We start from the raw sequence: 26,572 nt of genomic DNA, 5'->3' as shown, positions 1-26,572 counted from the left end.
CACCGATGCGATCCCGATGGGCCCCCGCGCTCGCGGCGGCTGCCCTGATCGCCCTCTCCCCGCTTGCCCTGGCGTCGTCCGCGGCAGCGACCGAACCGGTGCCGCTCGGCGCCGAGCGGATCCTCGACGCCGCCGGGGTGCTCTCACCCGAGCAGGAGGCGGCGGCTGACTCCCGCCTCGACGCCCTGTCCGCCGACACCGATGTCGATCTCTGGGTCGTGTACGTCGACGAGTTCACCGGTGCGGAGTCGTCGGCGGAGTGGGCCAACGAGACGGCCTCGCTGAACAACCTCGGCCCTCACCAGTACCTCCTCGCGATCGCGACGGAAGGTCGCGCCTACTTCCTGTCGGCCGACACCTCGGGCCCTGTCTCGGAGGACCAGCGCCTCCGGATCGAGCAGGACCGTGTGCAGCCTCTGCTGGAGGCAGGCGACTGGGGCGGCGCCGCGGTCGCCGCCGCCGACGGCCTCGAGGACGCACGCTCCGGAGGAGGCGGCTCGGGCATCTGGGTCGTGGTGCTGATCGCCGCCGCCATCGCCGGGCTCGTCGTCTGGGCGCTCGTGCGGCGCAGCCGGCGGCAGGCGGGGCGCAGCGGCCGCGCCGAACCCGAGATCCCCCTCGAGCAGCTCGCCCGCGACGCGGCATCCGCTCTCGTCCAGGCCGACGATCAGCTCACCGCGAGCACGCAGGAACTCGGCTTCGCGAAGGCCGAGTTCGGCGACGAGGCGACCGAGGAGTACGCCGACGCGATCGTCGCCGCGCGCGCGTCGCTCCAGCGCGCCTTCACTCTGCAGCAGCAGATGGACGACGAGGTCCCCGACTCCCCCGAACAGCAGCGCGCCTGGTACGGCGAGATCGTGCAGCTGTGCGCGGCGGCGGATGCAGCGCTCGACGAGAAGGCCGAGTCGTTCGCGGCGCTGCGGAACCTGGCCCAGAACGCACCCGAGGCGCTCGGCCGCGCGCAGCAGGCGCACGAGGCCGCCGCGGGCCGCATCCCGGGGGCCGAGAGCGAGCTGGACGCCCTCCGCTCCGCCTACGCCCCCGCTGCGCTCGACACCGTCATCGACAACGCCGATCAGGCGCAGGCCCGGCTCGCGTTCGCCGCCGAACGCCTCACCGAGGCGCAGCGCGCCGTCGAGGCGGGCGACGGCGCGGGCGCCGCGGTCGACATCCGGGCCGCCGAGCAGGCCATCGACCAGGCCTCGCTCCTCGAAGACGCGATCGGGAGGCTCACCGCCGACCTCGCCGCGGCCGACACCGGTGCGGCGACGCTGCTGACCGATCTCGAGAAAGATCTCGCGGCCGCAGATGCGACGGCCGACCCGAGCGGCCGACTCGCCCCCGTGATCGCCGCGACCCGTCAGCAGGTCGGCGCCGCCCGCCAGGCGCTCACCGGCCCCGTCCGCAATCCGCTCACGGCGGTCGCCCTCCTCGAACAGGCGAACACCGACATCGACGCGGCCCTCGGCGAATTCCGAGATGCACAGCAGCGCGCCGACCGCGCCCGCGGCATGCTCGACCAGGCACTCCTCCAGGCGGGGGCCCAGGTGTCCGCGGCGGAGGACTTCATCACCGCTCGGCGCGGCGCCGTCGGCGCGACCGCACGCACCCGGCTCGCCGAGGCGGGAGCGGCGCTCGTGCAGGCGACCCAGCTCCGGCAGAGCGACCCCGAGCAGGCCCTCGCCCTGGCGCAGCGCGCCGGCGCCCTGGCGACCCAGGCGAGCCAGGCCGCACAGCAGGACGTCGGCTCGTTCTCCCTCGGCGGAAACAGTGGCGGCGGAGGCGATTTCGGCGGCATGCTGGGCGGGATCATCATCGGCTCGCTGCTCAACGGCGGCGGAAGCGGCGGCTTCGGCGGCGGCTTCGGTGGCTCTCGCAGCCGTGGCGGCGGCTTCGGCGGTGGCTCACGGGGCGGCAGCTTCGGCGGCGGCGGTTCCCGCTCGAGCCGAGGAGGCGGTCGCTTCTGATCTTCCGACGCCGGACCCCCTCTTCGACCACCACCCCACGACTCATCGCTACGAAAGGAAACACGATGGCAAAGCAGTCCATCTTCGGCCGGATCTCGACCCTCATGAAGGCGAACATCAACGCCCTCCTCGACTCCGCAGAAGACCCGCAGAAGATGCTCGACCAGTTGGTGCGCGACTACACCAACAACATCGCCGACGCCGAGGCGGCCATCGCCGAGACCATCGGCAACCTGCGCCTGCTGGAGCGCGACCACGATGAGGACGTCAAGGCCGCTGCGGAGTGGGGCAACAAGGCCATCGCCGCGAGCCGCAAGGCCGACGAGCTGCGCGGCTCGGGCAACGCGACGGATGCCGACAAGTTTGACAACCTCGCGAAGATCGCCCTGCAGCGTCAGATCAGCGAGGAGAACGAGGCGCGCGCCATCGCCCCCTCGATCGCATCGCAGTCGGAGGTCGTCGACAAGCTCAAGGACGGCCTCAACGGGATGAAGCAGAAGCTCGACCAGCTTCGCTCGAAGCGCTCGGAGCTCCTCGCCCGCGCGAAGACCGCCGAGGCCCAGAACAAGGTCCACGACGCGGTCAAGTCGATCGACGTGCTCGACCCGACGAGCGAGCTCGGCCGTTTCGAGGACAAGGTCCGCCGCCAGGAGGCCCTCGCCGCCGGCAAGGCCGAGATCGCCGCATCGACGATCGACGCGCAGTTCAACCAGCTCGAGGACATCGGTGAACTGACCGAGGTGGAGGCCCGTCTCGCGGCCCTCAAGACCGGTGGCAACGCCGGCGCCATCGAGCAGTAAGCGATCGCTCCTCACATCGGCGCCGGACCCACGGGTCCGGCGCCGATGTGCATGACAGAAGGGATGCCCCATGACGAGGTTCGTCGTCGCCCCGCAGTGGCAGGGTTCACCGTCCGCCCGCGCGATGCGCCTCATCGACGGCGCTGACGCGATCGCCGGGGACCTGCCCCGGTCGGCGCTCTCGCGGATCGACGTGCCCGCCGAGGCGGGCGAATCGCTGGGCTCCGGCATCCGCCGTTTCAGCACCCTGCTCCGCGTCCGGGACACGATCTCGGCGGCGCTGGGCGGATCCGACGACCCCGCCGTCGTCGTCGGTGGCGACTGCTCGGTCGCCATTCCGGCCGTCGCGCACGCCGCCGCGAGGCATCCGTCGCTCGCGGTCGTCTGGTTCGACGCCCACGGCGACCTTCACACCACCGAGACCTCGCCGTCCGGCGCCCTGGCGGGCATGGCCCTGCGGGTGCTGACCTCGCCGAGCCCGTTCCTGCCATCGCCGGTGATCGCGACCGACCGGGTCGTCCTCGCCGGCGCGCGTTCGCTCGACGACGCCGAGGCCGCCCATCTGGACGCAGGCGATGCACCACGCCCGCGCCGCATCGGCGTCGACGCACTCGCCGATCCCGATGCCCTCGCCGACCTGGTCGTGGCGACCGGGGCGGACGCCGTCTATGTGCACGTCGACCTCGACGTCCTCGACCCCGGGTCGATCGAGGGGACTCTCGAGCCGGTGCCGTTCGGCCTCGCCCCGGCCGCGCTGACCGAGGCGATCGTGCGGCTGCGCCGGCGGCTCCCGCTGGTCGGCGCCTCACTGGCCGGGTTCGCGCCGGCATCCCCCGAGGGCGCGGTTGCAGATCTCGGGACGATCCTCCGTGTGGTCGGAGCCCTCGCATGAGCCCGAAGACACCTCCCGCGGGCTGGGAGGCGCGCGCCGAGGCCGCGGTGGACCGCGGCGCCCGCCTCGACCGGCTCATCCCGGGCGTGCTCCTCGACTCCCCCGTCAGTCGCGTCGGGGCCGCGCTCGGCACCGCCTTCGGCTGGACGTGGGGCATGCTCTGGTCGACCGGACGCGTCGAGCGTCACGGCGGTCTCTGGGTCTTCCGCGGGATGCCGCCCGTGACCTTCGGTCGCGGCGGCGTCTGCGTGGGGAGCTGCTTCCTCACCGGAGCGGACCGCCTCGACGACCGTGTGCTCGCCCATGAAGCCGTGCACGCGCGGCAGTGGCGCCGGTACGGGCTCCTGATGCCGATCCTCTACGCGCTGGCGGGACGCGACCCGCTCCGCAACCGCTTCGAGATCGACGCCGGACTCGCCGACGGGCGCTACGTGCCGCGGCGTTGAGGCTCACCGCAGCGCTCGGGTGCGCCCCGGTTCACTCGACGAGCGCCTCGCGGAGTGCGGCGACCTCGTCATCGGCGAGGCCGTGGGCTTGGAGGTAGTCGAGCGGCCCGCCGTATCGGGCGTCCAGGTCCTCGAAGACGGCCGCCATGGCCCCGGCGGGAGAAGCAGTGGCCAGATCGGCGAGATGACGCGCGTGCGGGTACCTCCCGCGGAGGTAGGACAGCACGCGGGCATTCCTCTCCGCCGGAAGCGCCGCGGCGGTTCGGGCGTAATCGGCCACGATGGCCTCCCGCTCGACTCCGACGGCGGCCAGGATGAGCGCGACGCTGACCCCCGTGCGATCCTTTCCGACCGTGCAGTGCACGAGCACCGGCTGGGCGGATGCCACGGCTCGGGCGACCTCGACCAGGCGATGGGCCGATCCGTCGATGAGGGCGCGGTACAGGTCGTCGAGAGACAGGTCGTCGTCGAAGAAGGATGCCACAGACCCGGCGAACATCGGCACGCGGACGACCTCGACCTGGGCGTCGCCGATCAGGGACGGCTCGTAGCGGACCTCATCGTCGTCGCGGAGGTCGACGATCCGGGCGACGCCGAGTTCGCGCAGCGCCGTCCGCCCCGAGTCGGTCAGCCGGGCGAGGTTGCCGGAACGGTAGAGGACGCCGCCCCGGGTGGCTCCGCCTGCCGCCGGAAGCCCGCCGACGTCACGGAAGTTGAGCGCGCCCGAGACCTCGATCGCCGTCACGCCGACGCCGACGGTCCGCGCCGGGCGGGGACGGGATACTTGCCCGCGATCGTGATGCGGTTGAACGCGTTGATCGAGACGAGCAACCAGCTGAGGGCGACGTACTCCGCCTCCGACAGGATGCCGCCGACGCGGTCGTAGACCTCGTCGGGGATGCCGTCCTCGTGGATGAAGACGTAGCACTCCGCCAGCTCGAGCCCGGCACGCTCGCGTTCGGAGAAGATCCCCGAGTCGCGCCAGACGGCGAGCTGGCCGACGTCGTCGAGGGTGAGCCCCGCCTTCGTGCCGCGATCGGTGTGGACCCGCACGCAGTAGGCGCATCCGTTGAGCTGCGAGGCGTGGATGAGGACGAGCTCCCGCAGGCGGTCGTCGATGCCCGCGTCGGCCGCGATCGTGCCGACGGTCGTGGCGAACGCGTCGAGGGCGTCGTACGCCGGTCGCGCCGCACGGGAAAGGTGGATCCGGTGCTCGTCGCTCATGACGCCACTTTACCGGCGGCGGCCGGAGGGCCCGGCGGCATCCGTCACAATGGCATGCGTGAGCGACGCCGCCTTCGACGAATTCTCCTTCCTGCCGGGTCAGGCCGCCGCCCTCGGCGTTCCGCTCCCCTCCGCCGAGCGGACGGAGCACCGTCTCGGCGACGGCCGGACGGTCAGCGCCCTGCGGTACGGCGACCCGGGCGCCGCGCAGATCACCTACCTTCATGGCGCCGGACTCAATGCGCACACGTGGGACACCACGGTGCTGGCGACCCGGCTTCCCGCGCTGGCCCTCGACCTCCCCGGGCACGGCGACTCCAGCTGGCGCGGCGACGGCGGGTACTCGGGCCGGCAGCTCGCGGAGGACGTCGCTCCCGTGATCGCCGCCTGGGCGGATCGCCCGCAGGTGGTCGTCGGCCACTCCCTCGGCGGTCTGACCGCCGCCGCCCTCGCCGCGACGCACCCCGAGCTCGTCGCCGCCCTCGTGATCGTCGACATCTCCCCCGGCATCGATCCGAACGGCGGCGCGGCCGGCATCCGGCAGTTCTTCGCGGGGCCCACCGACTGGGCGACGAGGGACGAGCTCGTCGACCGGGCGCTCGCCTTCGGGCTCGGGGGCTCACGGGAGTCCGCGGAGCGGGGGGTCTTCCTCAACTCCCGCGTCCGCTCGGACGGCCGTGTCGAGTGGAAACACCATTTCGCGCACCTCGCGAACCGTCTGGCCGCCGATCCCGCAGCCGCGGCCGCCGTCGACGAGCACGAGCGCGCGAGCTCCGGCATCCTGTCCGCCGCCGGCTGGGAGCACCTGGCCGCGGTGCGCGTGCCCCTCACCCTTATCCGAGGCACACGCGGCTTCGTCACGGCGGATGACCGCGACGAGTACGCGCGGCGCGTGCCGGCAGCCCGCATCGTCGACATCGACACCGGCCACAACGTGCAGGAGGAGCGCCCCGCCGAACTCGCGGAGCTCATCGCGGGCGTCGCCCGGGAGCTCGTGGCGGCGGAAGACGGCCGGTGACCGCACTCGTCCGCGAGGACTCTAGGCTGTAATGCGCACCCGAGCCGGGGCGCCGGCAGCAACGACGCCCTCTGTCCTCGCGAAAGGATCCCCCCGAATGTTTCGCCGCACCGCGCTGGCCGCCACCGCCCTTCTGGCAGCCGGAGCGCTCTTCCTGACCGGCTGCACCGGCGCTTCGCCGAGCCCCACTGAGCCGGCCGGAGAGCCCGACCCGTCGGCATCCGTGGCCATCCGCCTCGTGCTCGAGCCGGGAAACCTCGACATCCGCGAGACCGCCGGTGCCGCCCTCGACCAGATCCTGATCGACAACGTGTACCAGGGACTGGTCTCGCGCACCGACGAGCAGGAGATCGTTCCCGGCCTCGCGAGCGACTACGAGGTCTCCCCCGACGGCTTGACCTACACGTTCACCCTCCGAGAGGGCGTCACGTTCCACGACGGCCAGGAGCTCACTCCGGAGGACGTCGTCTGGTCGCTCGGTCAGGTCAAGGAGAACGAGGCGTATCGCGACTCGGCCCGTCTGGCCGGCGTCACCGACATCTCGGCTGAGGGCCAGACGATCACCCTCACCCTGGCCGAGCCCGACTCGACGCTCCTGTGGAACCTCACCGGCCGCGCCGGCCTCGTCCTCAAGGAGGGCGACGACATCGACCGCCAGACGGCGACGAACGGCACCGGTCCGTTCGCCCTCACCGACTGGAAGCAGGGCGACAGCATCACGTTCGAGCGCTACGACGACTACTGGGGCGAGCCCGCGCAGGTCGCCGAGGTGGTCTTCTCCTACGTCAGTGACAACCAGGCCGCCCTCAGCGGCGCCCTGGCCGGAGACTTCGACGTCCTCACCGGCTTCGACGCGAACCTGAAGGACCAGATCGAGGCCGGCGGCGATTTCGCCCTCGTCCTCGGGGAGTCCACCGACAAGGCCACCCTCGCGTTCAACGCGACCGAGGGGCCCCTGGCCGACGTCCGCGTGCGCAAGGCCATCCGCCAGGCGATCGACAAGGACGCGCTCGTCACGGCCGTCGGCGCGGGAACGACCCTCTTCGGCCCCATCCCGTCGCTCGACCCGGGCTACGAGGATCTCGCCGAGGTCGCCCCGTTCGACCCCGAGGCCGCGCGCGCCCTCCTCGCCGACGCCGGCGCAGAGGACCTCGCCCTCACGCTGACGATCCCGTCGGCGTACGGCACGACGGTGCCCCAGGTGCTCGTCTCCAACCTCCGCGATGTCGGTGTCACCCTCACGGTGCAGCCGGTCGAGTTCCCTACCTGGATCAACGACGTCTACGTGAACAAGGACTACGAGCTCAGCTTCGTGCTCCACACCGAGGCCCACGACTTCGAGAACTGGGCGAACCCCGACTACTACTTCACCTACGACAACCCCGAGGTGCAGCGGCTCTACGCCGAGTCGGTCGCGGCGACCGATCCCGACGAGGCGTCGAGCCTCCTCGCGCAGGCCGCGCGTCTGGTCTCCGAGGACCACGCCGCCGACTGGCTCTACAACGGCGCCTCGGTGCTGGCCGTCGCGACCGACATCGGCGGGATGCCGTCGGTCTCCGTCAATGAGCGTCTGAACCTCGCCGAGCTGGCCAAGAGCACGGAGTGATCCGCTACGCGCTGACGCGAGCAGCCCTGCTTGTCCTGGGTCTGTTCGTCGCCAGCGTGCTCATCTTCGCGGCGCTGCGGGTGCTCCCCGGCGACATCGCACAGCTCATCGCCGGCGTGAACTCGAGCCCCGAGCAGGTCGCCGCGATCCGCGACCGGCTTGGGCTCGACCGGCCGCTGCCGGTGCAGTACGGCGAGTGGATCGGTGGCGTGCTCACGGGCGACCTCGGCCGGTCGCAGCTCACCGGGACCCCGGTGGCCGCCGAGCTGGCCGAGAAGGCGCAGGTGACCATCCCGCTCGGCATCCTGGCCCTCGTCGTCGCGCTCCTCGTGGCCATCCCCTTCGGCATCCTCGCAGCCGTCAGGCGGCGCCGGTTCGACGGCGCACTGCTGTCGGTCGGCTCGCAGGCCCTCGCCGCGGTCCCCGTCGTGTGGGCCGGCATGATGCTCGTCGTCGTGTTCGCGGTGTGGCTCGGGTGGCTCCCTGCGCAGGGATTCCCCCGGGCCGGCTGGGACGATCCGCTCGCCGCGTTCCGCGCCCTCATCCTCCCCGCCGTGACGATCGGCGTCGTCGAGGGCGCCGTCCTGCTGCGGTTCGTCCGCTCGGCCACGCTCCAGGCCGCCGAGCAGGACTTCGTCCGCACCGGAGCGGCCAAAGGCCTCACCCGCACGCAGGCACTCCTCCGCCACGGCCTGCCGAGCGTGGGCCTGTCCGTGATCACCGTCCTCGGGCTGCAGATCGCGGGGATCATCGTGGGAGCCGTCGTCATCGAGGAGCTCTTCAACCTCCCCGGAATCGGACGGATGCTGGTGGAGGACACCGGAAGGCGCGATCTCGTCAAGGTCCAGGGCGAACTGCTCGTCCTCACCGGATTCGTGCTCGTGGTCGGCTTCGTCGTCGACCTCCTCCACCGGTCGATCGACCCCCGGCAGCGGGAGGCCGAGTGATGCGCAGATCATCGTGGTTCGCCCGGCTGTGGGCGTCGGGAACGGGACGCTTCGGCATCGCCGTCGTCCTGGTCATCGGCGTGACCGCCCTGGTCTCCGTCTTCTGGACGCCCGTCGACCCTCAGCGCGTCGACATCGCGAACCGGTGGGCGGCGCCCGGTGCGGGCCACCTGCTCGGCACCGACAACTCGGGCCGCGACATCCTGAGCCTGCTCATGGCCGGCTCCCGCACCACCGTGTGGGTCGCCGCGGGCGCGGGCGCGATCGCGACGGTGATCGGACTCGTCCTCGCCGCCCTCGGGTCGCTCACGCCGCGGCCGGTGCGCGAGACGGTCGCGGTCGCCGTCGACATCCTCATCGCCTTCCCCGTCGTGCTGCTGGCGACGATGCTGTCGGCCGTCTGGGGCGGGTCTCTCCTGGTGGTCATCGTCTCGGTCGGCATCGGGTTCGGGGTCAACATCGCCCGCGTCACGCGGCCCGAGCTCCGGCGCGTCCTCCGGAGCGACTTCGTGCTCGCGGGACGCGCGAGCGGCCTGACCCCGTGGCAGAACCTCTGGCGCCACCTCCTGCCCAATGTGGCGCCGATCTTCATCGTGCAGCTCTCCTGGGGCATGGCCGTCGCCGTGCTCGCCGAGGCGGGGCTGTCGTACCTCGGGTTCGGCGCACCCGTGACCGAGCCGTCGTGGGGCCTGCTCCTCGCCGACCTCCAGCAGTTCATCACCGTCCATCCCGAGTCGGTCGTCTGGCCCGGACTGGCCATCACCCTGACCGTCCTCGGTCTCAACCTCCTGGGCGACGGTCTTCGCGACGCGACCGACCCGACCCTGTCTCGTCGCGGAGCCGCCGCGGCGACCCCCGCGCCGGTGGTGACCTCATGAGCCTCGTCGTGCGCGACCTCGTCGTCGAGATCGGCGGGCGCCGCGTCGTCGACGGCATCGACATCGACGTCCCGGCCGGCGCTCGGGTCGGACTGATCGGCGAATCGGGGTCGGGCAAGTCGCTCACCTCCCTCGCCCTGCTCGGGCTCCTCCCGGGCGATGCGGTCGCGACGGGGAGCGTGACGTGGAACGGCCGGCAGCTCCTCGGGCTCCGCGACCGCGATCTGGCCTCGGTGCGCGGCGACGAGATCGGGATGGTGTTCCAGGAGCCGCAGACCGCGCTCAACCCGATCCGCACGGTCGGCTCGCAGATCGCCGAATCGATCCGCATCCACGAGCGCGGCATCCGCCGCAAGGATGCCTGGGCGCGCGCGGTCGAAGAGGCAGACCGGGTGCGCCTCCCCGACCCGGAGTCCATCGTGCGGCGCTACCCGCATCAGCTCTCCGGCGGCCAGCGTCAGCGCGTCGCGATCGCGATGGCCCTTGCCTGCCGCCCTCAGCTGCTGATCGCCGACGAGCCGACGACCGCGCTCGACGTGACCATCCAGGCCGAGATCCTCGAACTGCTCCACGGACTGGTCGACGACGCCGGGATGTCGCTGCTGTTCATCACCCACGATCTCGCCGTGCTCTCGCAGATCGCGACGGAGGGCGTCGTCCTCGAGGCGGGGCGCGTCGTCGAAGCGGGCCCCGTCACCTCGCTGCTCACGGCGCCGCAGTCCCCGGTCACGCAGGGGCTGCTGCGCGACGCGACGGCGACGGTCTGGAAGCCGGGTGGCCGCCCATGACCGATCTCATCCAGGCACGCGGACTGAGCCGCCGGCACCGCGACGCCCGTCCCGGTCTGTTCCAGCCGCGCCGCGAGACGATCGCACTCGACGACGTCGACATCGACGTGCGCAGCGGCGCCGCCCTCGGCATCATCGGTGAATCCGGATCGGGCAAGTCGACCCTCGTGCGTCTGCTGCTGGGGCTCGACACCCCTTCCGCCGGCACGGTGACCTTCGACGGGCACGCCGTCGACGGCGCGGCGTCCGCAGCATCCCTGCACTGGCTCCGCCGGCAGACCGGCATCGTGTTCCAAGATCCGTACGCGTCGCTCGACCCCAGGATGAGCGTCGGACGCATCGTCGGCGAGCCGCTGTGGGCGCTCGGGATCGAGGGCGACAGACGCGCGCGGGTGGGCGAGGTGCTCACGCGCGTCGGGCTCCCGGCCGATTCCGCCGACCGGTTCCCGCACGAGTTCTCCGGCGGCCAGCGGCAGCGCATCGCGCTGGCCCGCGCGATCGTCCATCGGCCGAGAGTCCTCTTCGGCGACGAACCGCTGTCGGCGCTCGACGTCACCGTCCGCGCCCAGATCCTCACCCTCCTTCGCGAGCTCCGCTCCGAGGAGGGACTCACGCTCGTGCTCGTCTCGCACGACATCGGCGTCGTTCAGAACCTCTGCGACGACGTCGTGGTCATGAAGGACGGCCGCGTGGTCGAGGAGGGCCCGACGGAGAAGGTGCTCCTCGAGCCTCAGGCCGCCTACACCCGCCGATTGCTCGCCTCGGTCCCCGTCATCGATCCGCGCGGCTGACGACGCCGACCGCATGTCCATGCCACGGGCTAACGTGGCCGCATGCACGCGATCGTTCCCCCGTACCTGCTGGCACGTCTGGCCGCCGCCCCGCTCGAGCGGTTCCCGCTCGCGGTCGCCGCCGCCCGCTCGACGCTCGCTGCGCCGCGCGCCTACTCTCCCGTCCGCGCCCACATCGACCTCACCGTCGACGGCGACAGCCTGGTCGTCGCGGCGAGTCCTGATCCGTCGCGCCTCATCTCCGACGCCGAGAACGGCGAACTCCTTCCCGGGCGCCCGGTGCGCAGCGAAGGCGCCGCGCCGACCGGCGACGCCGCCGTCGACGAGGCGTACGAGGGCCTGGGCGCGACGTTCGCCTTCTTCTGGGAGGCGTTCGAGCGCATCGGGCTCGACGGCGCCGGCGGCCGCCTGAACGCGTCGGTGCACTACGGCCGCGACTACGACAACGCGTTCTGGGACGGCGAGCGGATGGTCTTCGGCGACGGCGACGGCGAGGTCTTCGCGGGGTTCACCCGGTCGGTGTCCGTCATCGCGCACGAGCTCGGACACGGGGTCATCGAGGCGGCCGGCGGCCTCGACTACTCCGGCCAGTCGGGAGCCCTCAACGAGTCGATCGCCGACGTGTTCGGCGCCCTCACCGAGCAGCACCTCCGCGGGCACACGGCGGATGCCGCCAGCTGGCTCATCGGGGCCGAGATCTTCACCGACGCCGTCACCGGGTCGGCGCTGCGATCCCTCGCCGCGCCGGGCACGGCCTACGACGACGACGTGCTCGGCCGCGACCCTCAGCCCGCCCACATGCGGGGCTTCGTCGAGACGTCGGGCGACAACGGCGGCGTCCATGTCAACTCCGGCATCCCGAACAAGGCGTTCCACCTCGTCGCGACCTCGCTGGGCGGCTTCGCGTGGGAGCGCGCGGGACGCATCTGGTACCTCGCCCTGACCAGCGGCGACGTCCCCGCCGCGGCGACCTTCCGCCAGTTCGCCGCCGCCACGACGGCCATCGCCGCCCAGGAGTACGGTGAGGATTCGGAGGAGGCCGGCGCCGTCCGCACCGCGTGGTCGGACGTCGGGGTCACAGGCGATGGCGGAGCCGACTGAGGAGATCTCGATCACGGTCGTCCGATCCGGCGGCATCGCCGGGATGCGGCGGGCATGGCGCGTGATCGCCGCCGACGGGGATGCCGCGGACTGGGCGATGCTGGTCGAGGCGTGCCCCTGGGGCTCCCCCGCACCGGTTGCGGGATCGGCCCCGCGCGGAGCGGACCGCTTCTCCTGGGAGGTCGCGACGATCACGGGCACCCGCGATCAGCGCGCCGTGCTCGGCGATGCTGACCTTCAGGAGCAGGACGCCTGGCGACGCCTCATCGACGCCGTGCGCACGCGCGGGCAGGTGTGCACTCCGCGCTGACGGCGCCGGCGGCGCGCTCGAGGACCGCGTGCGCGGTCAGCGCGTGCGGATCCGTGACAGCAGCGATTCCTTCTTCTTCGGCGACAGGTGCTTCTGAAGGTAGATCGTGCCGAGCGACCGGCCGAACTTGAACCCCACCCTGCCCATCCGTCCGACCTCCACGAAGCCGAGCTTCTCGTGCAAGGCCATCGAGGCCTCGGCGCCCTTGTCGCTGACGACGGCGACCATCTCGCGGATTCCCTTGTCCTCGCACGCGGCGATCAGCGCTTCGAGCAGCGCGCGGCCGAGTCCCTTGCCGGTGGCCGCCTGGCCCAGGTAGATGGAGTTCTCGACCGTGTAGCGGAACCCGCTCTTGCCCGTCCAGGGGGAGACGAGGCCGTACCCGAGCACCTGTCCCGCCGGCGAGACCGCGACGATGAACGGCAGCCCGAGACCCGTCAGGTAGTCGAACTTCTCCAGCCACTGCCGGTGCGACCAGCGCTTCTCATCGAAGGTGACGACCGAGTTGGTGACGTAGTAGTTGTAGATCTCCCGCACATCGGCCATGTCGGTGCGCAGCGCGGGGCGGATCGAGAAGGAGAACTCCTGCGCCGCCTCGCTGCGCCGCCGGAGATGACGGGGAAGGCGACGACGGTCGCGGTCGTATTCGTCTTCCAGCATGCACGCCAGCTTACGACGCGGCCGGCAGGCGCCAGTCGATCGGATCGCCGCCGGCGGCCTCGAGGAGGGCGTTGACCCGGGAGAACGGCCGAGAGCCGAAGAAGCCCCGTCTAGCGGACAGCGGCGACGGATGGGCGGACGCGACGACCGGCGTCTCGCCCAGGAGCACCTGGGCCGATGCGGCATCCTTTCCCCAGAGCACCGCGACGAGGGGCTCGGGGCGGGACGCGAGTGCGCGGATGGCGTGCTCGGTGACCTTCTCCCACCCCCAGCCGCGGTGGGCGGCGGGACGGCCCGGTTCGACGGTCAGCACCCGGTTGAGCAGGAGGACGCCCTGATCGCTCCACGCCGACAGGTCGCCGTGCTCCGGACGGGGCAGCCCGAGATCGGATTCGAGCTCGGTGTAGATGTTCGCGAGGCTCCGCGGCACGGGCCGCACGTGAGCGTCGACGGCGAACGAGAGCCCGATCGGATGCCCGGGCGTCGGATACGGGTCCTGACCGAGGATCAGGACGCGGACGTCGGAGAACGGCCGTGAGAAGGCGCGCAGCACGTGATCGCCGGCGGGGAGGTACCCGCGGCCGGCGGCCGTCTCGGCGCGAAGGCGATCGCCGAGGGCGGCGATGTCGCCGGCGACCGGAGCGAGATGCTCAGCCCATTCCGGGTCGATCAGTCCCGCCGCGGCGAGCTCGTCGAGGCTCCTGACCATCAGGCGCTCGGGGACAGGCCGGCGTCCTCCTGGGCGACGGTGCCCTGGAACGACCACGGGAAGTCGATCCACCGATCGGTCTCGCGCCAGGAGAAGTCGGGCGAGGCGATCGAGCCGGGCTTCGTGTAGATGCAGACCGAGCGCACCGACGCTCCGGCCTCGCCGAGCATCTTCACGGCGAGCGCGAGCGTCTTGCCGCTGTCGGCCACGTCGTCGACGAGCAGCACGTTCTTGCCCCCCAGGTAGCCGAGATCGAGGTCGGGCGGAAGGAGGGCGGGAGCCGCCAGCACCGTGCCGATCCCGGTGTAGAACTCCACGTTCAGCGCGCCGCAGCTCTTCACCCCGAGGCCATACGCGATGGCCCCGGCCGGGAGCAGTCCGCCACGGGCGATCGCGACGACGACGTCGGGCGCGAAGCCGTCCGCGACGATCGAACGGGAGAGCTCGCGGGTGGCGTGGCCGAACCCGTCCCAGGTCAGTGTTTCGCGCTCGGAAGTCACCGGCATCCCTTCGATGGTGGGCTCCCAGACTAAAGCGTCACCGACGATAGGCTCCCCCTCGTGACCCGCACCCTCCGCACCACCGCGCTCGGCATCACGGCCGGGCTCATCGGCTGGTTCATCGTCGTCGAGATCGTCAGCGGCATCCTGCAGGGGTTCTACATCCCCCTGTTCAGCGACATCGTCGTCGAGCTCGGCATCCGCGACGCCGACGTCAACTGGTTCGAGGCGGGGCAGCTCCTGCTTTCGGCGATCGTCGTGCCGATCCTCGCCAAGCTCGGCGACATGTTCGGCCACAAGCGCATCCTCCTGTTCGCGGCAGTGCTCACCGCGCTCGCCTCCTGGGGCCTCGTGTTCGCCGACTCGTTCTGGACCTTCCTGCTGTTCTGGTCGCTGCAGGGCTTCTACGTGGTCTGGCTGCCGCTGGAGATCGCCCTCATCTTCGAGCGCGGGCGGCGTCAGAACCGCGGCGTCTCCCTCACGCGCCGCGCCGCCGGGCTCCTCGTCGTCGGGCTCGAGGCGGGCGCGATCATCGGCGCCCTCGCCGCGGGGCGCATCTACGCCGCGACCGGCGACCTCGCCCTCACCCTCACGGTTCCCGCGATCGCCGTCTCCCTCATCGTCGTGGTCATCGCACTGTTCGTGCCCGAATCGACCCCGTCAGGTGCGCGCAAGATCGACACCCTGGGCACCGTGATCCTCGCCTGGGGTCTCCTGCTCGTCACCGGTGCCCTCGCCTGGATGCGACTGATCGCCGAGCTCGAGCTCGGCGGCGGCGCATGGTGGGGCGTCGCCGGGCTTCTCGTGATCGGCATCCTGCTGCTGGTGGGCTTCGTCCGGTACGAGCTCGGGCACACGAACCCGATCATCGACATGCGCGTGCTCGCGCAGCCCACGATGTGGCCGGTGCAGGCGACCGCCTTCCTCATCGGCATCAGCCTGCTCGGCGGGCAGATCCCCCTGTCGACCTATGCCGGCACCGACCCGGCGCTGGGCTACGGCCTCGGACTGGATGCCGAGCAGCGGTCGTATGTGACCGGGATCTACCTGGTGTCGCTCATCGTGGGAGCGGTGATCTTCTCGGTCACCTCGCGGCGCATCAGTCCTCGCCTCACCCTCATCGGGGCCGCCCTGCTCGTCGGGATCGGGTACCTGCTCTTCCTGCCGTTCCACCTCGAGCTGTGGCAGGTGCTCCTGAACCTCTCGATCGCCGGGATCGGTTGCGGGGCGCTCGTCGGCGCGATGCCGGCCGCGGCCGCTGCGGCCGCTCCCCTCGGGCACACGGGCGAGGCCTCGGGGATGACCAACACGACCAAGACGATCGGCGGGGCGTTCTCGTCGGCGATCTTCGGCGTCGTGCTCGCCGGCGGCGCCGGGGCGGTCGCCGGGCAGACGGCCGCGTCGCTCGGGGGCTACCTGACCGTATGGTCGATCTGCGCTGCCGGCGGGTTCATCGCGGCTGCACTGCTCCTGGTCGTCCCGAAGGTCGCCTTCGCCGACACGGAGGCGTGAGAGGGTCGCTCCCGCGCGCTCACTCGAGGTCGGAGCGGACGCGCAGCGGCCCGCGTGCCAGCAGGTGCTGCGCCGACTGGGCGACGGGGCGCATCGTCACCAGATCGAGATTGACGTGCGCGGGCGCCATCAGGGCGTAGGCGACGACGTCGGCCACGTCACCGGCCGTCAGTGGGTTGTCGATGCCGTCGTAGACCTTCTCGGCCGCCGAGCGATCGCCGCCGAGGCGATTGAGCGAGAACTCCTCGGTGAACACCATTCCGGGCGCCACCTCGACGACGCGGATCGGCTCCCCGTTGAGCTCCAGTCGGAGCGCGTGCACGAGCATCGATTCGCCGGCCTTCGCCGCGTTGTAGCCCGCACCGCCCGGATAGGCCGTCTGCGCGGCGGTCGACGTGACGATGACGGTGTCGGCGTGGCCATCGGCCTCCGCCGCGCGGCGCAGGAGCGGGAGGATCGCGGCGGTCACCCGCTGCGCGGACAGCACGTTGACCTCGAACATCCAGGTCCAGTCGGCGGGGTCGCCGTGCTCGACCCGATCGGTCCCCCGCGCTCCGCCGGCGATGTGGACGAGCGCGTGCACGGGGCCGGTCTCGGCCAGGTGGGCGGCGAGCGCGTCGACGTCGGCGGCGCTCGTCAGGTCCGCCGCGAACGACTCCGACCCGACCTCGGCATCGAGCGCCTCGAGGCGCGCCGCGCGGCGGGCCACCCCGACGACGTCCCAGCCTCGCGCGCGGAGGGCGCGCACGGCCGCCTCGCCGATCCCCGAGCTCGCACCGGTCACCACTGCACGTCGATTAGCCATGTCTTCACGCTATCGAGTCGGCAGGCCCCTCCGAGCCATCCTGGAGGTTACGCCGCGTGTCCCAGCCGTTGCCCCGCGAGCGGCACCCTCGTAACGTCGGAGGGAGTCCGCGGCATCCGTCGCATCACCCGACTCGACAATCTTCAGGAGTTCGTCATGTCCGCATCTGAGAACTGGCGCTTCGAGACGAAGCAGATCCACACCGGCGCCGCTCCGGACCCGGTCACGAACGCCCGGGCGACCCCGATCTACCAGACCACCTCGTACGTCTTCGACAACGCCGACCACGCGGCGAACCTCTTCGCGCTCGCCGAGTTCGGCAACATCTACACGCGCATCCAGAACCCGACGCAGGACGTGCTCGAGAAGCGCCTCGCGGGCCTCGAAGGTGGCACCGGCGCCCTCGTGCTCGCCAGCGGTCAGGCCGCCTCGACGTTCGCCGTCCTCAACATCGCTCAGGCGGGCGATCACATCGTCTCGTCGAGCTCGATCTACGGTGGCACGTACAACCTCTTCAAGTACACGCTCGCCAAGCTCGGCATCGAGACGACCTTCGTCGAGAACCAGGACGACGCCGACGAATGGCGCGCCGCTGTCCGCCCCAACACGAAGCTGTTCTTCGGCGAGACGATCGGCAACCCGCAGATCAACGTCCTCGACATCCGTGCGGTCGCCGATGTCGCCCACACCGCCGGCGTGCCGCTGATCGTCGACAACACGATCGCGACCCCGTACCTGATCCGCCCGTTCGAGCACGGCGCCGACATCGTCGTGCATTCCGTGACGAAGTTCCTCGGCGGTCACGGCACGACCATCGGCGGCGCGATCATCGACGGCGGCTCGTTCCCCTGGACCGAGCACGCAGACCGCTTCCCCGGACTCACCACGCCCGACGAGTCGTACCACGGGGCCGTCTACACCGCCGCCGTCGGCGACGGGCTGGCGTACATCATCAAGGCCCGCGTGCAGCTGCTGCGCGACCTGGGCGCCGCGATCTCGCCGCAGAGCGCGTGGAACCTCATCCAGGGCATCGAGACGCTGTCCCTGCGCATCGAGCGTCACGTGCAGAACGCGCAGGAGATCGCGGAGTGGCTTGAGAACCACGACGACGTCGCCTCGGTCAACTACTCGGGCCTGCCCACGTCGCCCTGGTACGCCGCCGCGAACCACTACGCGCCGCGGGGTGTCGGCGCGGTGCTGTCGTTCGAGCTCAAGGGCGGCGTCGCCGCCGGTCGCGAGTTCGTCAACTCGCTGAGCCTGTTCAGCCACCTCGCCAACATCGGCGACGTCCGCTCCCTCGTGATCCACCCCGCCTCGACGACGCACTCGCAGCTCACCCCCGAGCAGCAGCTCACCGCCGGCGTCACGCCCGGCCTCGTGCGCCTCTCGGTCGGGCTCGAGAACATCGCCGACCTCATCGCAGACCTCGAGGAGGCCCTCGCCGCGGCGCGGCGCTTCTCGGAGGCCGCGCGCGCCTGACCTCCCCTCTCACGAGACCGACACCCCGCCCGGGACACCGCGGCGGGGTGTCGTGCGTTCGCGTAACAGTGGCCCCGCGCGCGGGAGCGACCGGGACAATGGAGTCATGGACTGGCAGACCTCGGAAGACACGGTGCCCTCGGCGCCCGTGACCGAGGCCGATGCACGGATGCTGCTGGGCCGCCCGCCGGCCACGGGCGCCTGGCGCGACGGCGACCAGGTCGGCGCGCGCCGGTTCGCACAGTTCGGGGAGTTCTCCACCGAGGGCGGGGCGAGCCTTCCCGGCATCCGGCTGGCATTCGAGACATGGGGCGAACTCTCCCCCGCGCGCGACAACGCGGTGCTCATCCTCCACGCGCTCACCGGCGACAGCCATGTGCGCGGTGCGGCGATGCCCGGCCACGCGACCGACGGCTGGTGGAGCGACGTCGTCGGACCGGGAGCGGCCATCGACACCGACCGCTGGTTCGTGATCGCACCGAACATCCTGGGGGGATGCCAGGGCTCGACCGGCCCGGCCAGCATCGCGCCGGACGGGTACGAGTGGGGCTCGCGCTTCCCCTTCCTCACCATCCGCGACCAGGTGGCCGCGCAGGTGATGCTTGCGGACGCACTGGGCATCGACGTCTGGGCAGGCGTCATCGGCGGGTCGATGGGCGGGATGCATGCGCTCGAGTGGGCGGTCACCCACCCGGAGCGGGTCGCGCGTCTGGGCGTGCTGTGCTCGCCTCCGACGACCACTGCCGATCAGGTCGCCCTCAACTCGGTGCAGCTCGCCGCCGTCCAGATCGATCCCCGGTTCGCCGGCGGGCACTATTACGACGCCGCCGACGGCGACGGCCCGCACCGGGGCCTTGCCCTCGCCCGCCGGATGGCGCTGCTCAACTACCGCACGCCGACGGAACTGAACCAGAGGTTCCAGCGCTCGTGGCAGTCGGAGAAGAGCCCGTTCGGCGAGGGCGGCCGGTACGCCGTCGAGAGCTACCTCGACTTCCACGGCAACCGCTTCACCCGCCGCTTCGACGCGAACTCCTACCTCACCCTCGTCGAGGCGATGAACTCGCACGACGTCGGCCGAGACCGCGGCGGCGTCGAGGAGGCCCTCGCCCGAGTGACCGCCCGCACCCTCGTCCTGGGCATCGACAGCGATCGCCTGTTCCCCGTCGAGGGCCAGCACCGCATCTCCCGCGGCATCCGGAGCACCATCGACGACGAGACGGTCGTGCTTGCCAGCGATTTCGGGCACGACGGCTTCCTGATCGAGACCCCGGCCGTCGGCCGCCACCTGCGCCGGCTCCTCGAGGACTGACGCCGGCTCAGCCGCCCCGCGCGAGCCGAACGCACTCTTCGCGATGCGCCCGAGAAGTGGCGTAGAAGCGCTTCTCCGTCAGCGGGGGGAGAGATCGGGCGAGATGCTCGTCCCGAACGTGTGGCGGAGGGCACTGCGTGCCGCATGCCAGCCGGCGAGCCCGTGGACGCCCGGCCCGGGGCTCGTCGACGCGGAGCAGAGGTACACGCCGTCGAGGGGTGTCCGCCAGGGCTCGGTCGAGACCACGGGGCGTTTGAGGAGCTGCCACAGCGCAGGCGATCCCGCCGCGATGTCGCCGCCGGGGTAGTTCGGGTTCTCGGCGGCGACCTCTACGGCGTTGCGCGAGTTCACCGCGACGATGACGTCGCGGAAGCCCGGCGCGAACCTCTCGATCTGGCGAATCACCGCCTCGGCCCGATCGGCGGTGCTGCCGGCCGGGACGTGCGTGTAGGTCCAGAGCGTGTGTCCGCCGTCGGGCGTGCGCGACTCGTCGAACGCCGACGGCTGCGCGAGCAGCACGTACGGGGCGTCGGGGAGGCCGCCGCGGGAGATCAGGTTCTCGGAGGCGGCGATCTCTGCTCGGGTACCGCCGACATGCACAGTGCCCGCGGACGCGACCTCGGCATTGCGCCACGGCACCGGTCCCGACAGCGCGAAGTCGATCTTCGCGACCGCGCCGCCGTAGCGGAATCGCTCGAGTGCGCCGCGGTAGCGGGGTGACACGGTGTCGCCGGCGATGCGGAGGAAGTCCGACGGCACGACGTCGAGGAGGACCGCGCGCGCCGGCGGCAGCTCGCGGAGCGAACGGACCTCGTGCTCCAGGACGATCTCTCCCCCGTGCGCGCGGATGTCGTCTGCCATCGCATCGACGATGCGCTGGCTGCCGCCGACCGGGATCGGCCAGCCGAGCGCATGCCCGTAGGTCGACAGCGCGAGTCCGGCGCCCGCGGCGGCGAGGCTCGGCAGCGGCAGGATGGTGTGCGCGGCCACGCCCGTGAGGAGCGCTGGCGCGGCATCCTCCCGAAAGCGGGTGTTCCACGCCACGCTCCCCTGTTCGAGCGCGCGCGCTCCGAACCACGCGGCGGCCACGGGGTCGGCCGGCAGCCGCAGCAGCGGGTGTCCCGTGAAGTCGGCGACCCCCGACGCCCGGTCGACGAGCGGACGCATGAGGCGCGCGTACGCGTCGCCGTCACGGCCCAGCGTGTCGGCGGTCCGCGCGAGGTCGCGGTAGGCGATCGCCGCCTGGCCGCGGTCGAGCGGCTGAGCGAACGAGGCGTCGGGAACGACGAAGTCGACCCGGCGCGTGAGCCCGAACTCTCGAAAGAAGCGCGACTCGAAGGCGAGCGGGTGCACCGCGGAGCAGACGTCGTGCAGGTACCCCGGAACGGTCATCTCGGCCGTCCGCGCACCGCCGCCGAGCTGCGTTCCCTTCTCGTAGACCCGCACGGCGAGTCCGGCGCGTGCGAGCGTCACGGCTGCGGCGAGACCATTGGGCCCCGAGCCGACGACGATCGCATCGAGATCGCTCATTCGGCTGCGCCTTCCTCCTCGGCGCTCGTCTCATCGGTCGGCCTCGACGAACGCCCTTCGGCGAGGTAGGCGAGTCGGTGCAGGGTCTCTGCATTGCGCAGTTGGAGCGGGATGTCGAGGATCACCTGCGGGATCAGCCGTCCCGGACCCGCGACGGCCTCCTCCTGGATCCGCACCAGGGCCCCGTCCGGGTGCGGCTTGACCTGCAGGTCCACGCGAGCTTCCCCGATCGGCCAGCCACGCGCCTTCAGAACGATGTGGCGGGGCGGGTCGTACTCGAGCACCTCGGTGGTGTCGTCGATCAGGACGGGCCAGACGCCGAACGAATGGTGCAGGTGCGATCCCTTCTGCGGCCAGGAGTCGGCGACCTCCCGCATCCGAGAAGCGCCCACGACCCAGGAGGGGAAGAGCCAGCCGTCGGCCAGGACGGCGAAGACATCGTCAGGGGTGCACGCGAAGAGCCGGGTATTACGAGACATGTCGTGAGGCTACCGACCTCGCCCGCCTCCCCGGACGGGGTTGCGCGCAGGGACCAGGCGTGTCAGGCGTCGGCGTGCTCGCGGGCAGCCGCCGCCGTCTGCTTCCGCTCGATGCCGATGCTCGCCACGGCGATCGCGACGCCCCCGGCCGCGAGGACGAGCCCGACCCACACGGGAGCGACGAAGCCGAGGCCGGCCGCGATGACGGCGCCGCCGAGCGCGGCCCCGAGCGCGTTGCCCGTGTTGAGTGCGGAGTGATTGAGCGCTGCGGCGATCGACTGGTTGTCGCCCGCCACGTCCATGAGGCGCGTCTGGATCGTCGGGCTCACGGCCGAGGAGGCGAAGGCCACGAGGAACACGAACACGACGAGGGTGACGATCCACCCCGCCGTCAGGGCGAGCAGCAGCTGGGAGAGCACGAGCAGCCCCAGAAGGCCGAACAGGGCGCGGATGAGGTTGACGTCGGCGAGGTGACCGCCGACCAGGTTGCCCACCGTCATCCCGATGCCTAGGATCACGAGCACGATCGGCACCGTCCACGCGGGCGATCCGGCGACCTCGGTCACAAGCGGCGACACGTAGGAGTAGACGGCGAAGAACCCGCCGAACCCGATCGCGCCGATTCCGAGGGCGAACCAGACCTGTCCGATGCGGAAGACGCCGAGCTCGGCGCGGAGGGTGCGCGACGGCTCTCCCGCGTGCGCGGGCACCGTCATCGCGATGGCCGCGGTTGCAGCGGCGAAGATGACGACGACGAGCAGGAAGGCCCACCGCCAGCCGAGGTTCTGCCCGAGGAACGTCCCGAGCGGAACGCCGACGACGTTCGCGACGGTGAGGCCGGTGAGGACGAATGCGACACCCTTCGCCCGGTTGCCCGGCCCCATGACGTCGGCGGCCACCAGCGCGCCAATGCCGAAGTACGCGCCGTGCGGAAGACCCGCCAGCAAGCGGGACGCCGCCACCAGCTCGAAGGTCGGGAGAACGAGGGTGAGCGCGTTGAAGAGCGTGAGCGCGAGGGCCAGCACGATCATCACGCGGTGACGCGGGTACTTGGCCACCGACCCGGCGATCGTCGGGGCGCCGATCACGACGCCGAGCGCATAGAAGGTGATGAGCCAGCCCGCCTGGGCGATGGCATCCTCCGACGAGACCGCCCAGACCGAGGGCAGCAGCTCCTGCGCCATCTCGGGCAGGAGCCCCATCACGACGAACTCGGTCATCCCGATGCCGAAGCTGCCGATGGCGAGCGCGAACAGCGCACCGGAGAAGGCGCGGCGGGAGGAGGGGACGGAAGTCACTCCGGGATCGTACGCCCCCCGGCGTCCGTCTCACGAATCGATTCGATCGCGCTCTCCAGCCGATCGAGCTTGGCGTCGAGCTCACCCGTGTATCCCGGTCGGATGTCGGCCTTCAGAACGAGGGAGACCCGCGAACCGAACGGCTGGACGGCGTCGACGGCGCCCTTCACGACCGCCATCACCTCGTCCCACTCCCCCTCGACCTCGGTGAACATGCTGGAGGTGCGGTGCGGCAGGCCCGACGCACGCACGACGGCGACGGCCGCCGCGACGGCGTCGTGCACCGACCCGTCGGATCGGCCGGTGCCACTCGGGGCGACGGAGAAGGCGATGAGCATGGGAGACCTCCGGGTCGGATCAGGGATGGAGAACGCGAACGCGTCCGGGCGCCGGGAGCCGCACGAGGCGGACCACCATCCAGACGAGCAGCGCGACGAGCACGAAGTTCCGGGCGGTCAGCGCCGTGACCGCGAGCGGTTCCGGCGACAGCACGCCCATGTAGAGGATCGGGTAGACGAGCTGGGTCAGCGCAGCGGCGGCCAGCACGAGGATGCCGGGGCGCCACCATCGGCGACGGTCGACCACCAGCCCGAAGACGATGAGGGGGAACAGCCAGGTCTGGAACTGCGGCGAGCCGACCTTGTTGAACACGATGAGCACGGTGACCAGCGCCAGCCCCAGCACCGGGAACAGGCGCACGAACGTGACGCCGTGCCAGGACTTCCACGCACCGAGGGCGACCACCGCGAACGCCGCGATCGCGAGGAGCGGCGTCATGGCGGCGATGACGAGGTCGACCTGCGACCCGGTGACCTGGAAGGTCAGCAGCTCCTGGTCGTAGAACACCCAGAACCCGTCGACGTGAAGCAGCGCACCCCAGAGGTAGACCGCGCTGACGGGCGCCTCGACCTGCAGGCCTCGCCCGGTCTGCCCGGCGACGAAACCGAGCAGGTGCGTCGCTCCGCCCGCCGCGACGACCGCGAGTGCGACCATCGCGGTGACGGCCACGGCGCCACCGACGATCGCTCCCCGCCGGCGCACGGCCACGAATGCGGCGGCCAGGAGTCCCGCGGGCCAGACCTTCATCCACGTCGCCGCCGCGAGGAGGATCGAGGCCAGCCACGGTCGCCCGACGAGCCAGAGAGTCGCGATGATCGCGAGCGGGACGGTCACCCCGTCGATGCGGTACATGCCGACCGGGCCGAGACACGCGATCGCCGCGAGCCAGAACCAGGCGGCGACCACGCGACCGTGCGAGACGCTGCGTCCGATCAGAACGGCGAACGCGATCGCGTCGACGATCGTGACGAGCACGGCCCATCCGAGGGTGTAGCTGCCGAGGACGACGCCCGGGGCCTGTGCGAGCAGCATGGGCAGCAGGGCGAGCTGGGGGTACACCCACGGTTCGGTGACGCCGACGACGCCCCGCCCTTCCCACGCTGCGGCCGACCAGGGCTCGTAGACGCGGTACACGTCGCCCATGGGCTCGTTCGGAAAGACGAAGCCGAGGACGCCGACGACGAGGTGGACCACGATGAAGGCCGTCCACAGCGCCGTCCGGTTCTTCACCGTCCCATCCTAGGTTCGGCGTTCAGGCGTGCAGAGCGTCGCCGACGACGGCCGGGATGTGCCCGGCCACGTCGAGCGCCGCGATCGGACCGCCCCCGTGGGAGGCGACCGCGCGCGCCGCCGCACGGCCGTGCACCCACACCGCCGACGCCGCGACCCGCTGAAGGGCGACGAGGTCGTGCTCCTGCGCTCCGGCCACCATCGCCCCGAGGATCCCGGCGAGGACGTCTCCCGTCCCCGCAGTCGCAAGCCAGGGCGTCGGGGAGTCGATCGCGATCGTGTCGTGGCCGGGCGCGGCGATCAGGGTGCGCGCGCCCTTCCGCACGACGACGGCGCCGAGCGCCTCCGCCGTCTCGCGGACGGCGTCGGCGTCGTCCGCGAGTCCGAGCCTCTTCCGCAGCGCCGCATGCTCGCGGCCGTGCGGTGTCACCAGGAGCGGAGCGGCCGCGGCCGGGGCGAGATCGAGGGCACCGGCATCGACGACGACCGGCTCACCGCCCGCCAGGATCTCCCGCAGCGCGCCGGTCTCATCGGCCGACCGCGATTCGGCATCCGTTCCCGACCCGATCAGCCAGGCCTGCACGCGCCCCGGCGCGGTCACCGTCTCCGGCCGGCGCGCGAGCACCAGATCGGCCGCGCGGTCCGGGCCGAGGTAGCGCACCATCCCCACGCCCGTGCGCCACGCCGCCTCGACTCCCAGGACCGCGGCGCCGGGGAACCGGGTCGACCCGGTTCGGATCCCCACCACGCCCCGGGAATACTTGTCATCGGATGCCGTTGGCTCCGACAGCACGGCGGCGACGTCCGCCCTCGACCATCCGCGACCAGCCATGGCGCCACCCTACTGCGGGCGCCCTTCGTGACGGAGAACCATGAGTCTGTTGTTCACCCCCCTCGACCTCGCCGGACTCTCCGTGCGCAACCGCCTGTGGGTCTCGCCCATGTGCCAGTACTCCTCCGTCGACGGAATGCCCGCCGACTGGCACCACGTGCACCTCGCGCAGTTCGCGAGCGGCGGCGCGGGCCTGGTCATCGCGGAGGCGGCGGCCGTCGTCCCCGAGGGCCGCATCACGCCGCAGGACGCCGGCATCTGGAACGACGCGCAGCGCGACGCCTGGGCCCCGATCGTCGCCGCCGTCCACGCGCGCGGCGCGGCAGCCGGCATCCAGCTCGGTCACGCCGGCCGCAAGGCGTCGACGCGGTCACCCTTCGACACGGCCCGCGGATCCGTTGCCCTGTCAGACGGAGGGTGGCAGACGGTCGCGCCGTCGGCGGTGGCCTTCGACGGCTACGCCGAGCCCGTCGCGCTCGATGAGGCCGGCATCGACGCGGTCGTCTCCGGGTTCGGCGACGCGGCGCGCCGATCGGACGAGGCCGGCTTCGACGTCATCGAGGTGCATGCGGCCCACGGTTACCTGCTGCACCAGTTCCTCTCGCCGCTGTCCAACCGGCGCACCGACGATTACGGCGGGTCGCTCGAGAACCGGGCGCGCCTCCTGCTCCGCGCCGTCGAGGCGGTGACGGCCGCCGCCCCCGAACGGGTCATCGCGGTCCGCTTCTCGGCGACCGACTGGGCCGAGGGCGGCTGGAACGTCGAGGAGACCGCGATCGTGGCCGGCTGGGTCGCCGAGCGCGGCGCGCACATCATCGACATCTCCACCGGCGGGCTGGTGGCGCACCAGCGCATCACGACCGGTCCCGGCTACCAGGTGCCGTTCGCGGCCGAGATCCGTGAGCGCACCGGGCTGTTCGTCACCGCCGTGGGCGAGATCGTCTCGGGCCCGCAGGCCGAAGCGGTGCTGGCGGGCGGTCTCGCCGACGCCGTGATGGTCGGTCGCGAATGGCTCCGCGACCCGCACTTCGGGCTCCGCGCGGTGGGCGAGCTCGGCGACACGGATGCCGCCGCACTCTGGCCTCCGCAGTACGAGCGCGCACGCCGGCACTGACCCCCGAC

At 71.7% G+C, this 26,572-nt stretch carries 28 protein-coding genes; 16 read left to right on the top strand and 12 right to left on the bottom strand.

Going from position 1 to position 26,572, the window contains the following annotated elements; translation table 11 throughout:
* Positions 1-5 precede the first annotated feature (5 nt).
* From ACJJV7_RS06635 to ACJJV7_RS06620, 4 genes are all read left to right on the top strand, one after another.
* Positions 6-1,967, top strand: coding sequence for a TPM domain-containing protein (locus ACJJV7_RS06635; RefSeq protein WP_405373324.1), 1,962 nt, complete (start codon positions 6-8; stop codon positions 1,965-1,967).
* Positions 1,968-2,032: 65 nt separating this feature from the next.
* Positions 2,033-2,767, top strand: a complete 735-nt coding sequence (locus tag ACJJV7_RS06630) for a PspA/IM30 family protein (protein ID WP_405373322.1) — start codon at positions 2,033-2,035, stop codon at positions 2,765-2,767.
* Between the two features lie 70 nt (positions 2,768-2,837).
* Positions 2,838-3,659 carry an arginase family protein gene (locus tag ACJJV7_RS06625; RefSeq protein ID WP_405373320.1) on the top strand — a complete coding sequence of 274 codons (822 nt, stop codon included), beginning with the start codon at positions 2,838-2,840 and terminating at the stop codon, positions 3,657-3,659.
* Positions 3,656-4,105, top strand: coding sequence for a Fe-S oxidoreductase (locus ACJJV7_RS06620; RefSeq protein ID WP_405373318.1), 450 nt, complete (start codon positions 3,656-3,658; stop codon positions 4,103-4,105). The genes ACJJV7_RS06625 and ACJJV7_RS06620 overlap by 4 nt, the downstream gene beginning before the upstream one ends.
* Before the next feature lie 31 nt (positions 4,106-4,136).
* Here ACJJV7_RS06620 and ACJJV7_RS06615 read toward each other — a convergent pair whose 3' ends face one another.
* Together ACJJV7_RS06615 and ACJJV7_RS06610 are read right to left on the bottom strand one after the other, a co-directional pair.
* On the bottom strand, positions 4,137-4,850 hold the full coding sequence (locus tag ACJJV7_RS06615; protein ID WP_405373316.1) for a tyrosine-protein phosphatase: 714 nt from the start codon (positions 4,848-4,850) through the stop codon (positions 4,137-4,139).
* A complete protein-coding gene (locus tag ACJJV7_RS06610; RefSeq protein WP_405373314.1) occupies positions 4,847-5,329 on the bottom strand; it encodes a carboxymuconolactone decarboxylase family protein in 483 nt (160 codons plus the stop codon). Before ACJJV7_RS06610 ends, ACJJV7_RS06615 begins: the two co-directional genes overlap by 4 nt.
* A gap of 49 nt (positions 5,330-5,378) precedes the next feature.
* Between ACJJV7_RS06610 and ACJJV7_RS06605 the strand changes: the two genes are divergently transcribed.
* From ACJJV7_RS06605 to ACJJV7_RS06570, 8 genes are all read left to right on the top strand, one after another.
* Complete coding sequence (locus ACJJV7_RS06605; protein ID WP_405373531.1) at positions 5,379-6,347, top strand: alpha/beta fold hydrolase; 969 nt, start codon at positions 5,379-5,381, stop codon at positions 6,345-6,347.
* 97 nt (positions 6,348-6,444) lie between these two features.
* The gene (locus ACJJV7_RS06600) at positions 6,445-7,953 is read left to right on the top strand and encodes an ABC transporter substrate-binding protein (RefSeq protein WP_405373312.1); all 1,509 of its coding nucleotides are present in this window, start codon (positions 6,445-6,447) and stop codon (positions 7,951-7,953) included.
* Positions 7,950-8,900: an ABC transporter permease gene (locus ACJJV7_RS06595; protein WP_405373310.1), complete on the top strand. Its 951-nt coding sequence runs from the start codon at positions 7,950-7,952 to the stop codon at positions 8,898-8,900. Before ACJJV7_RS06600 ends, ACJJV7_RS06595 begins: the two co-directional genes overlap by 4 nt.
* Entirely contained in the window at positions 8,900-9,778 is an 879-nt protein-coding gene (locus ACJJV7_RS06590) for an ABC transporter permease (RefSeq protein WP_405373529.1), read from the top strand. The genes ACJJV7_RS06595 and ACJJV7_RS06590 overlap by 1 nt, the downstream gene beginning before the upstream one ends.
* On the top strand, positions 9,775-10,566 hold the full coding sequence (locus ACJJV7_RS06585) for an ABC transporter ATP-binding protein (RefSeq protein WP_405373308.1): 792 nt from the start codon (positions 9,775-9,777) through the stop codon (positions 10,564-10,566). The genes ACJJV7_RS06590 and ACJJV7_RS06585 overlap by 4 nt, the downstream gene beginning before the upstream one ends.
* On the top strand, positions 10,563-11,357 hold the full coding sequence (locus tag ACJJV7_RS06580; RefSeq protein WP_405373306.1) for an ABC transporter ATP-binding protein: 795 nt from the start codon (positions 10,563-10,565) through the stop codon (positions 11,355-11,357). Before ACJJV7_RS06585 ends, ACJJV7_RS06580 begins: the two co-directional genes overlap by 4 nt.
* Before the next feature lie 42 nt (positions 11,358-11,399).
* Complete coding sequence (locus ACJJV7_RS06575) at positions 11,400-12,458, top strand: M4 family metallopeptidase (protein ID WP_405373304.1); 1,059 nt, start codon at positions 11,400-11,402, stop codon at positions 12,456-12,458.
* The gene (locus ACJJV7_RS06570) at positions 12,442-12,768 is read left to right on the top strand and encodes a protealysin inhibitor emfourin (protein WP_405373302.1); all 327 of its coding nucleotides are present in this window, start codon (positions 12,442-12,444) and stop codon (positions 12,766-12,768) included. Before ACJJV7_RS06575 ends, ACJJV7_RS06570 begins: the two co-directional genes overlap by 17 nt.
* Before the next feature lie 36 nt (positions 12,769-12,804).
* On the opposite strand, the gene ACJJV7_RS06565 is transcribed toward ACJJV7_RS06570, so the two are convergent.
* Genes ACJJV7_RS06565 through ACJJV7_RS06555 form a run of 3 tightly spaced genes read right to left on the bottom strand, consistent with a single transcriptional unit; the run spans position 12,805 to position 14,637 of the window.
* On the bottom strand, positions 12,805-13,428 hold the full coding sequence (locus tag ACJJV7_RS06565; RefSeq protein WP_405373300.1) for a GNAT family N-acetyltransferase: 624 nt from the start codon (positions 13,426-13,428) through the stop codon (positions 12,805-12,807).
* A 10-nt stretch (positions 13,429-13,438) separates the two neighbouring features.
* Positions 13,439-14,137: a uracil-DNA glycosylase gene (locus ACJJV7_RS06560; protein WP_405373298.1), complete on the bottom strand. Its 699-nt coding sequence runs from the start codon at positions 14,135-14,137 to the stop codon at positions 13,439-13,441.
* Positions 14,137-14,637: a phosphoribosyltransferase gene (locus ACJJV7_RS06555; RefSeq protein ID WP_405373527.1), complete on the bottom strand. Its 501-nt coding sequence runs from the start codon at positions 14,635-14,637 to the stop codon at positions 14,137-14,139. The genes ACJJV7_RS06560 and ACJJV7_RS06555 overlap by 1 nt, the downstream gene beginning before the upstream one ends.
* Before the next feature lie 60 nt (positions 14,638-14,697).
* Between ACJJV7_RS06555 and ACJJV7_RS06550 the strand changes: the two genes are divergently transcribed.
* Positions 14,698-16,149: an MFS transporter gene (locus ACJJV7_RS06550; RefSeq protein ID WP_405373296.1), complete on the top strand. Its 1,452-nt coding sequence runs from the start codon at positions 14,698-14,700 to the stop codon at positions 16,147-16,149.
* Positions 16,150-16,168: 19 nt separating this feature from the next.
* Here ACJJV7_RS06550 and ACJJV7_RS06545 read toward each other — a convergent pair whose 3' ends face one another.
* On the bottom strand, positions 16,169-16,954 hold the full coding sequence (locus ACJJV7_RS06545) for an SDR family oxidoreductase (RefSeq protein ID WP_405373294.1): 786 nt from the start codon (positions 16,952-16,954) through the stop codon (positions 16,169-16,171).
* A gap of 156 nt (positions 16,955-17,110) precedes the next feature.
* Here ACJJV7_RS06545 and ACJJV7_RS06540 point away from each other — a divergent pair, with 156 nt between their 5' ends.
* On the top strand, positions 17,111-18,433 hold the full coding sequence (locus ACJJV7_RS06540) for a bifunctional o-acetylhomoserine/o-acetylserine sulfhydrylase (RefSeq protein ID WP_405373292.1): 1,323 nt from the start codon (positions 17,111-17,113) through the stop codon (positions 18,431-18,433).
* A gap of 106 nt (positions 18,434-18,539) precedes the next feature.
* On the top strand, positions 18,540-19,742 hold the full coding sequence (locus ACJJV7_RS06535; protein WP_405373290.1) for a homoserine O-acetyltransferase: 1,203 nt from the start codon (positions 18,540-18,542) through the stop codon (positions 19,740-19,742).
* A gap of 78 nt (positions 19,743-19,820) precedes the next feature.
* On the opposite strand, the gene ACJJV7_RS06530 is transcribed toward ACJJV7_RS06535, so the two are convergent.
* The 6 genes from ACJJV7_RS06530 to ACJJV7_RS06505 form a co-directional block, all read right to left on the bottom strand.
* Positions 19,821-21,272: a phytoene desaturase family protein gene (locus tag ACJJV7_RS06530; protein ID WP_405373288.1), complete on the bottom strand. Its 1,452-nt coding sequence runs from the start codon at positions 21,270-21,272 to the stop codon at positions 19,821-19,823.
* Positions 21,269-21,751: an SRPBCC family protein gene (locus tag ACJJV7_RS06525; protein ID WP_405373286.1), complete on the bottom strand. Its 483-nt coding sequence runs from the start codon at positions 21,749-21,751 to the stop codon at positions 21,269-21,271. Before ACJJV7_RS06525 ends, ACJJV7_RS06530 begins: the two co-directional genes overlap by 4 nt.
* A 62-nt stretch (positions 21,752-21,813) precedes the next feature.
* Positions 21,814-23,049 (bottom strand): MFS transporter, encoded by a 1,236-nt coding sequence (locus ACJJV7_RS06520; RefSeq protein ID WP_405373284.1) that lies wholly within the window; start codon positions 23,047-23,049, stop codon positions 21,814-21,816.
* Positions 23,046-23,387 carry an MTH1187 family thiamine-binding protein gene (locus ACJJV7_RS06515; RefSeq protein ID WP_405373283.1) on the bottom strand — a complete coding sequence of 114 codons (342 nt, stop codon included), beginning with the start codon at positions 23,385-23,387 and terminating at the stop codon, positions 23,046-23,048. The genes ACJJV7_RS06520 and ACJJV7_RS06515 overlap by 4 nt, the downstream gene beginning before the upstream one ends.
* A 19-nt stretch (positions 23,388-23,406) precedes the next feature.
* The gene (locus ACJJV7_RS06510; RefSeq protein WP_405373281.1) at positions 23,407-24,618 is read right to left on the bottom strand and encodes a hypothetical protein; all 1,212 of its coding nucleotides are present in this window, start codon (positions 24,616-24,618) and stop codon (positions 23,407-23,409) included.
* A 22-nt stretch (positions 24,619-24,640) separates the two neighbouring features.
* Positions 24,641-25,450: an NAD(P)H-hydrate dehydratase gene (locus tag ACJJV7_RS06505; protein WP_405373279.1), complete on the bottom strand. Its 810-nt coding sequence runs from the start codon at positions 25,448-25,450 to the stop codon at positions 24,641-24,643.
* A 40-nt stretch (positions 25,451-25,490) separates the two neighbouring features.
* On the opposite strand from ACJJV7_RS06505, the gene ACJJV7_RS06500 reads away from it, so the two are divergent.
* Positions 25,491-26,564 (top strand): NADH:flavin oxidoreductase/NADH oxidase, encoded by a 1,074-nt coding sequence (locus ACJJV7_RS06500; protein ID WP_405373277.1) that lies wholly within the window; start codon positions 25,491-25,493, stop codon positions 26,562-26,564.
* The last annotated feature ends 8 nt before the right edge of the window (positions 26,565-26,572 follow it).

Source organism: Microbacterium sp. Ld4, from assembly GCF_045066555.1.
Lineage (GTDB): Bacteria > Actinomycetota > Actinomycetes > Actinomycetales > Microbacteriaceae > Microbacterium.
This window is presented reverse-complemented; position numbering and strand designations above follow the sequence as displayed.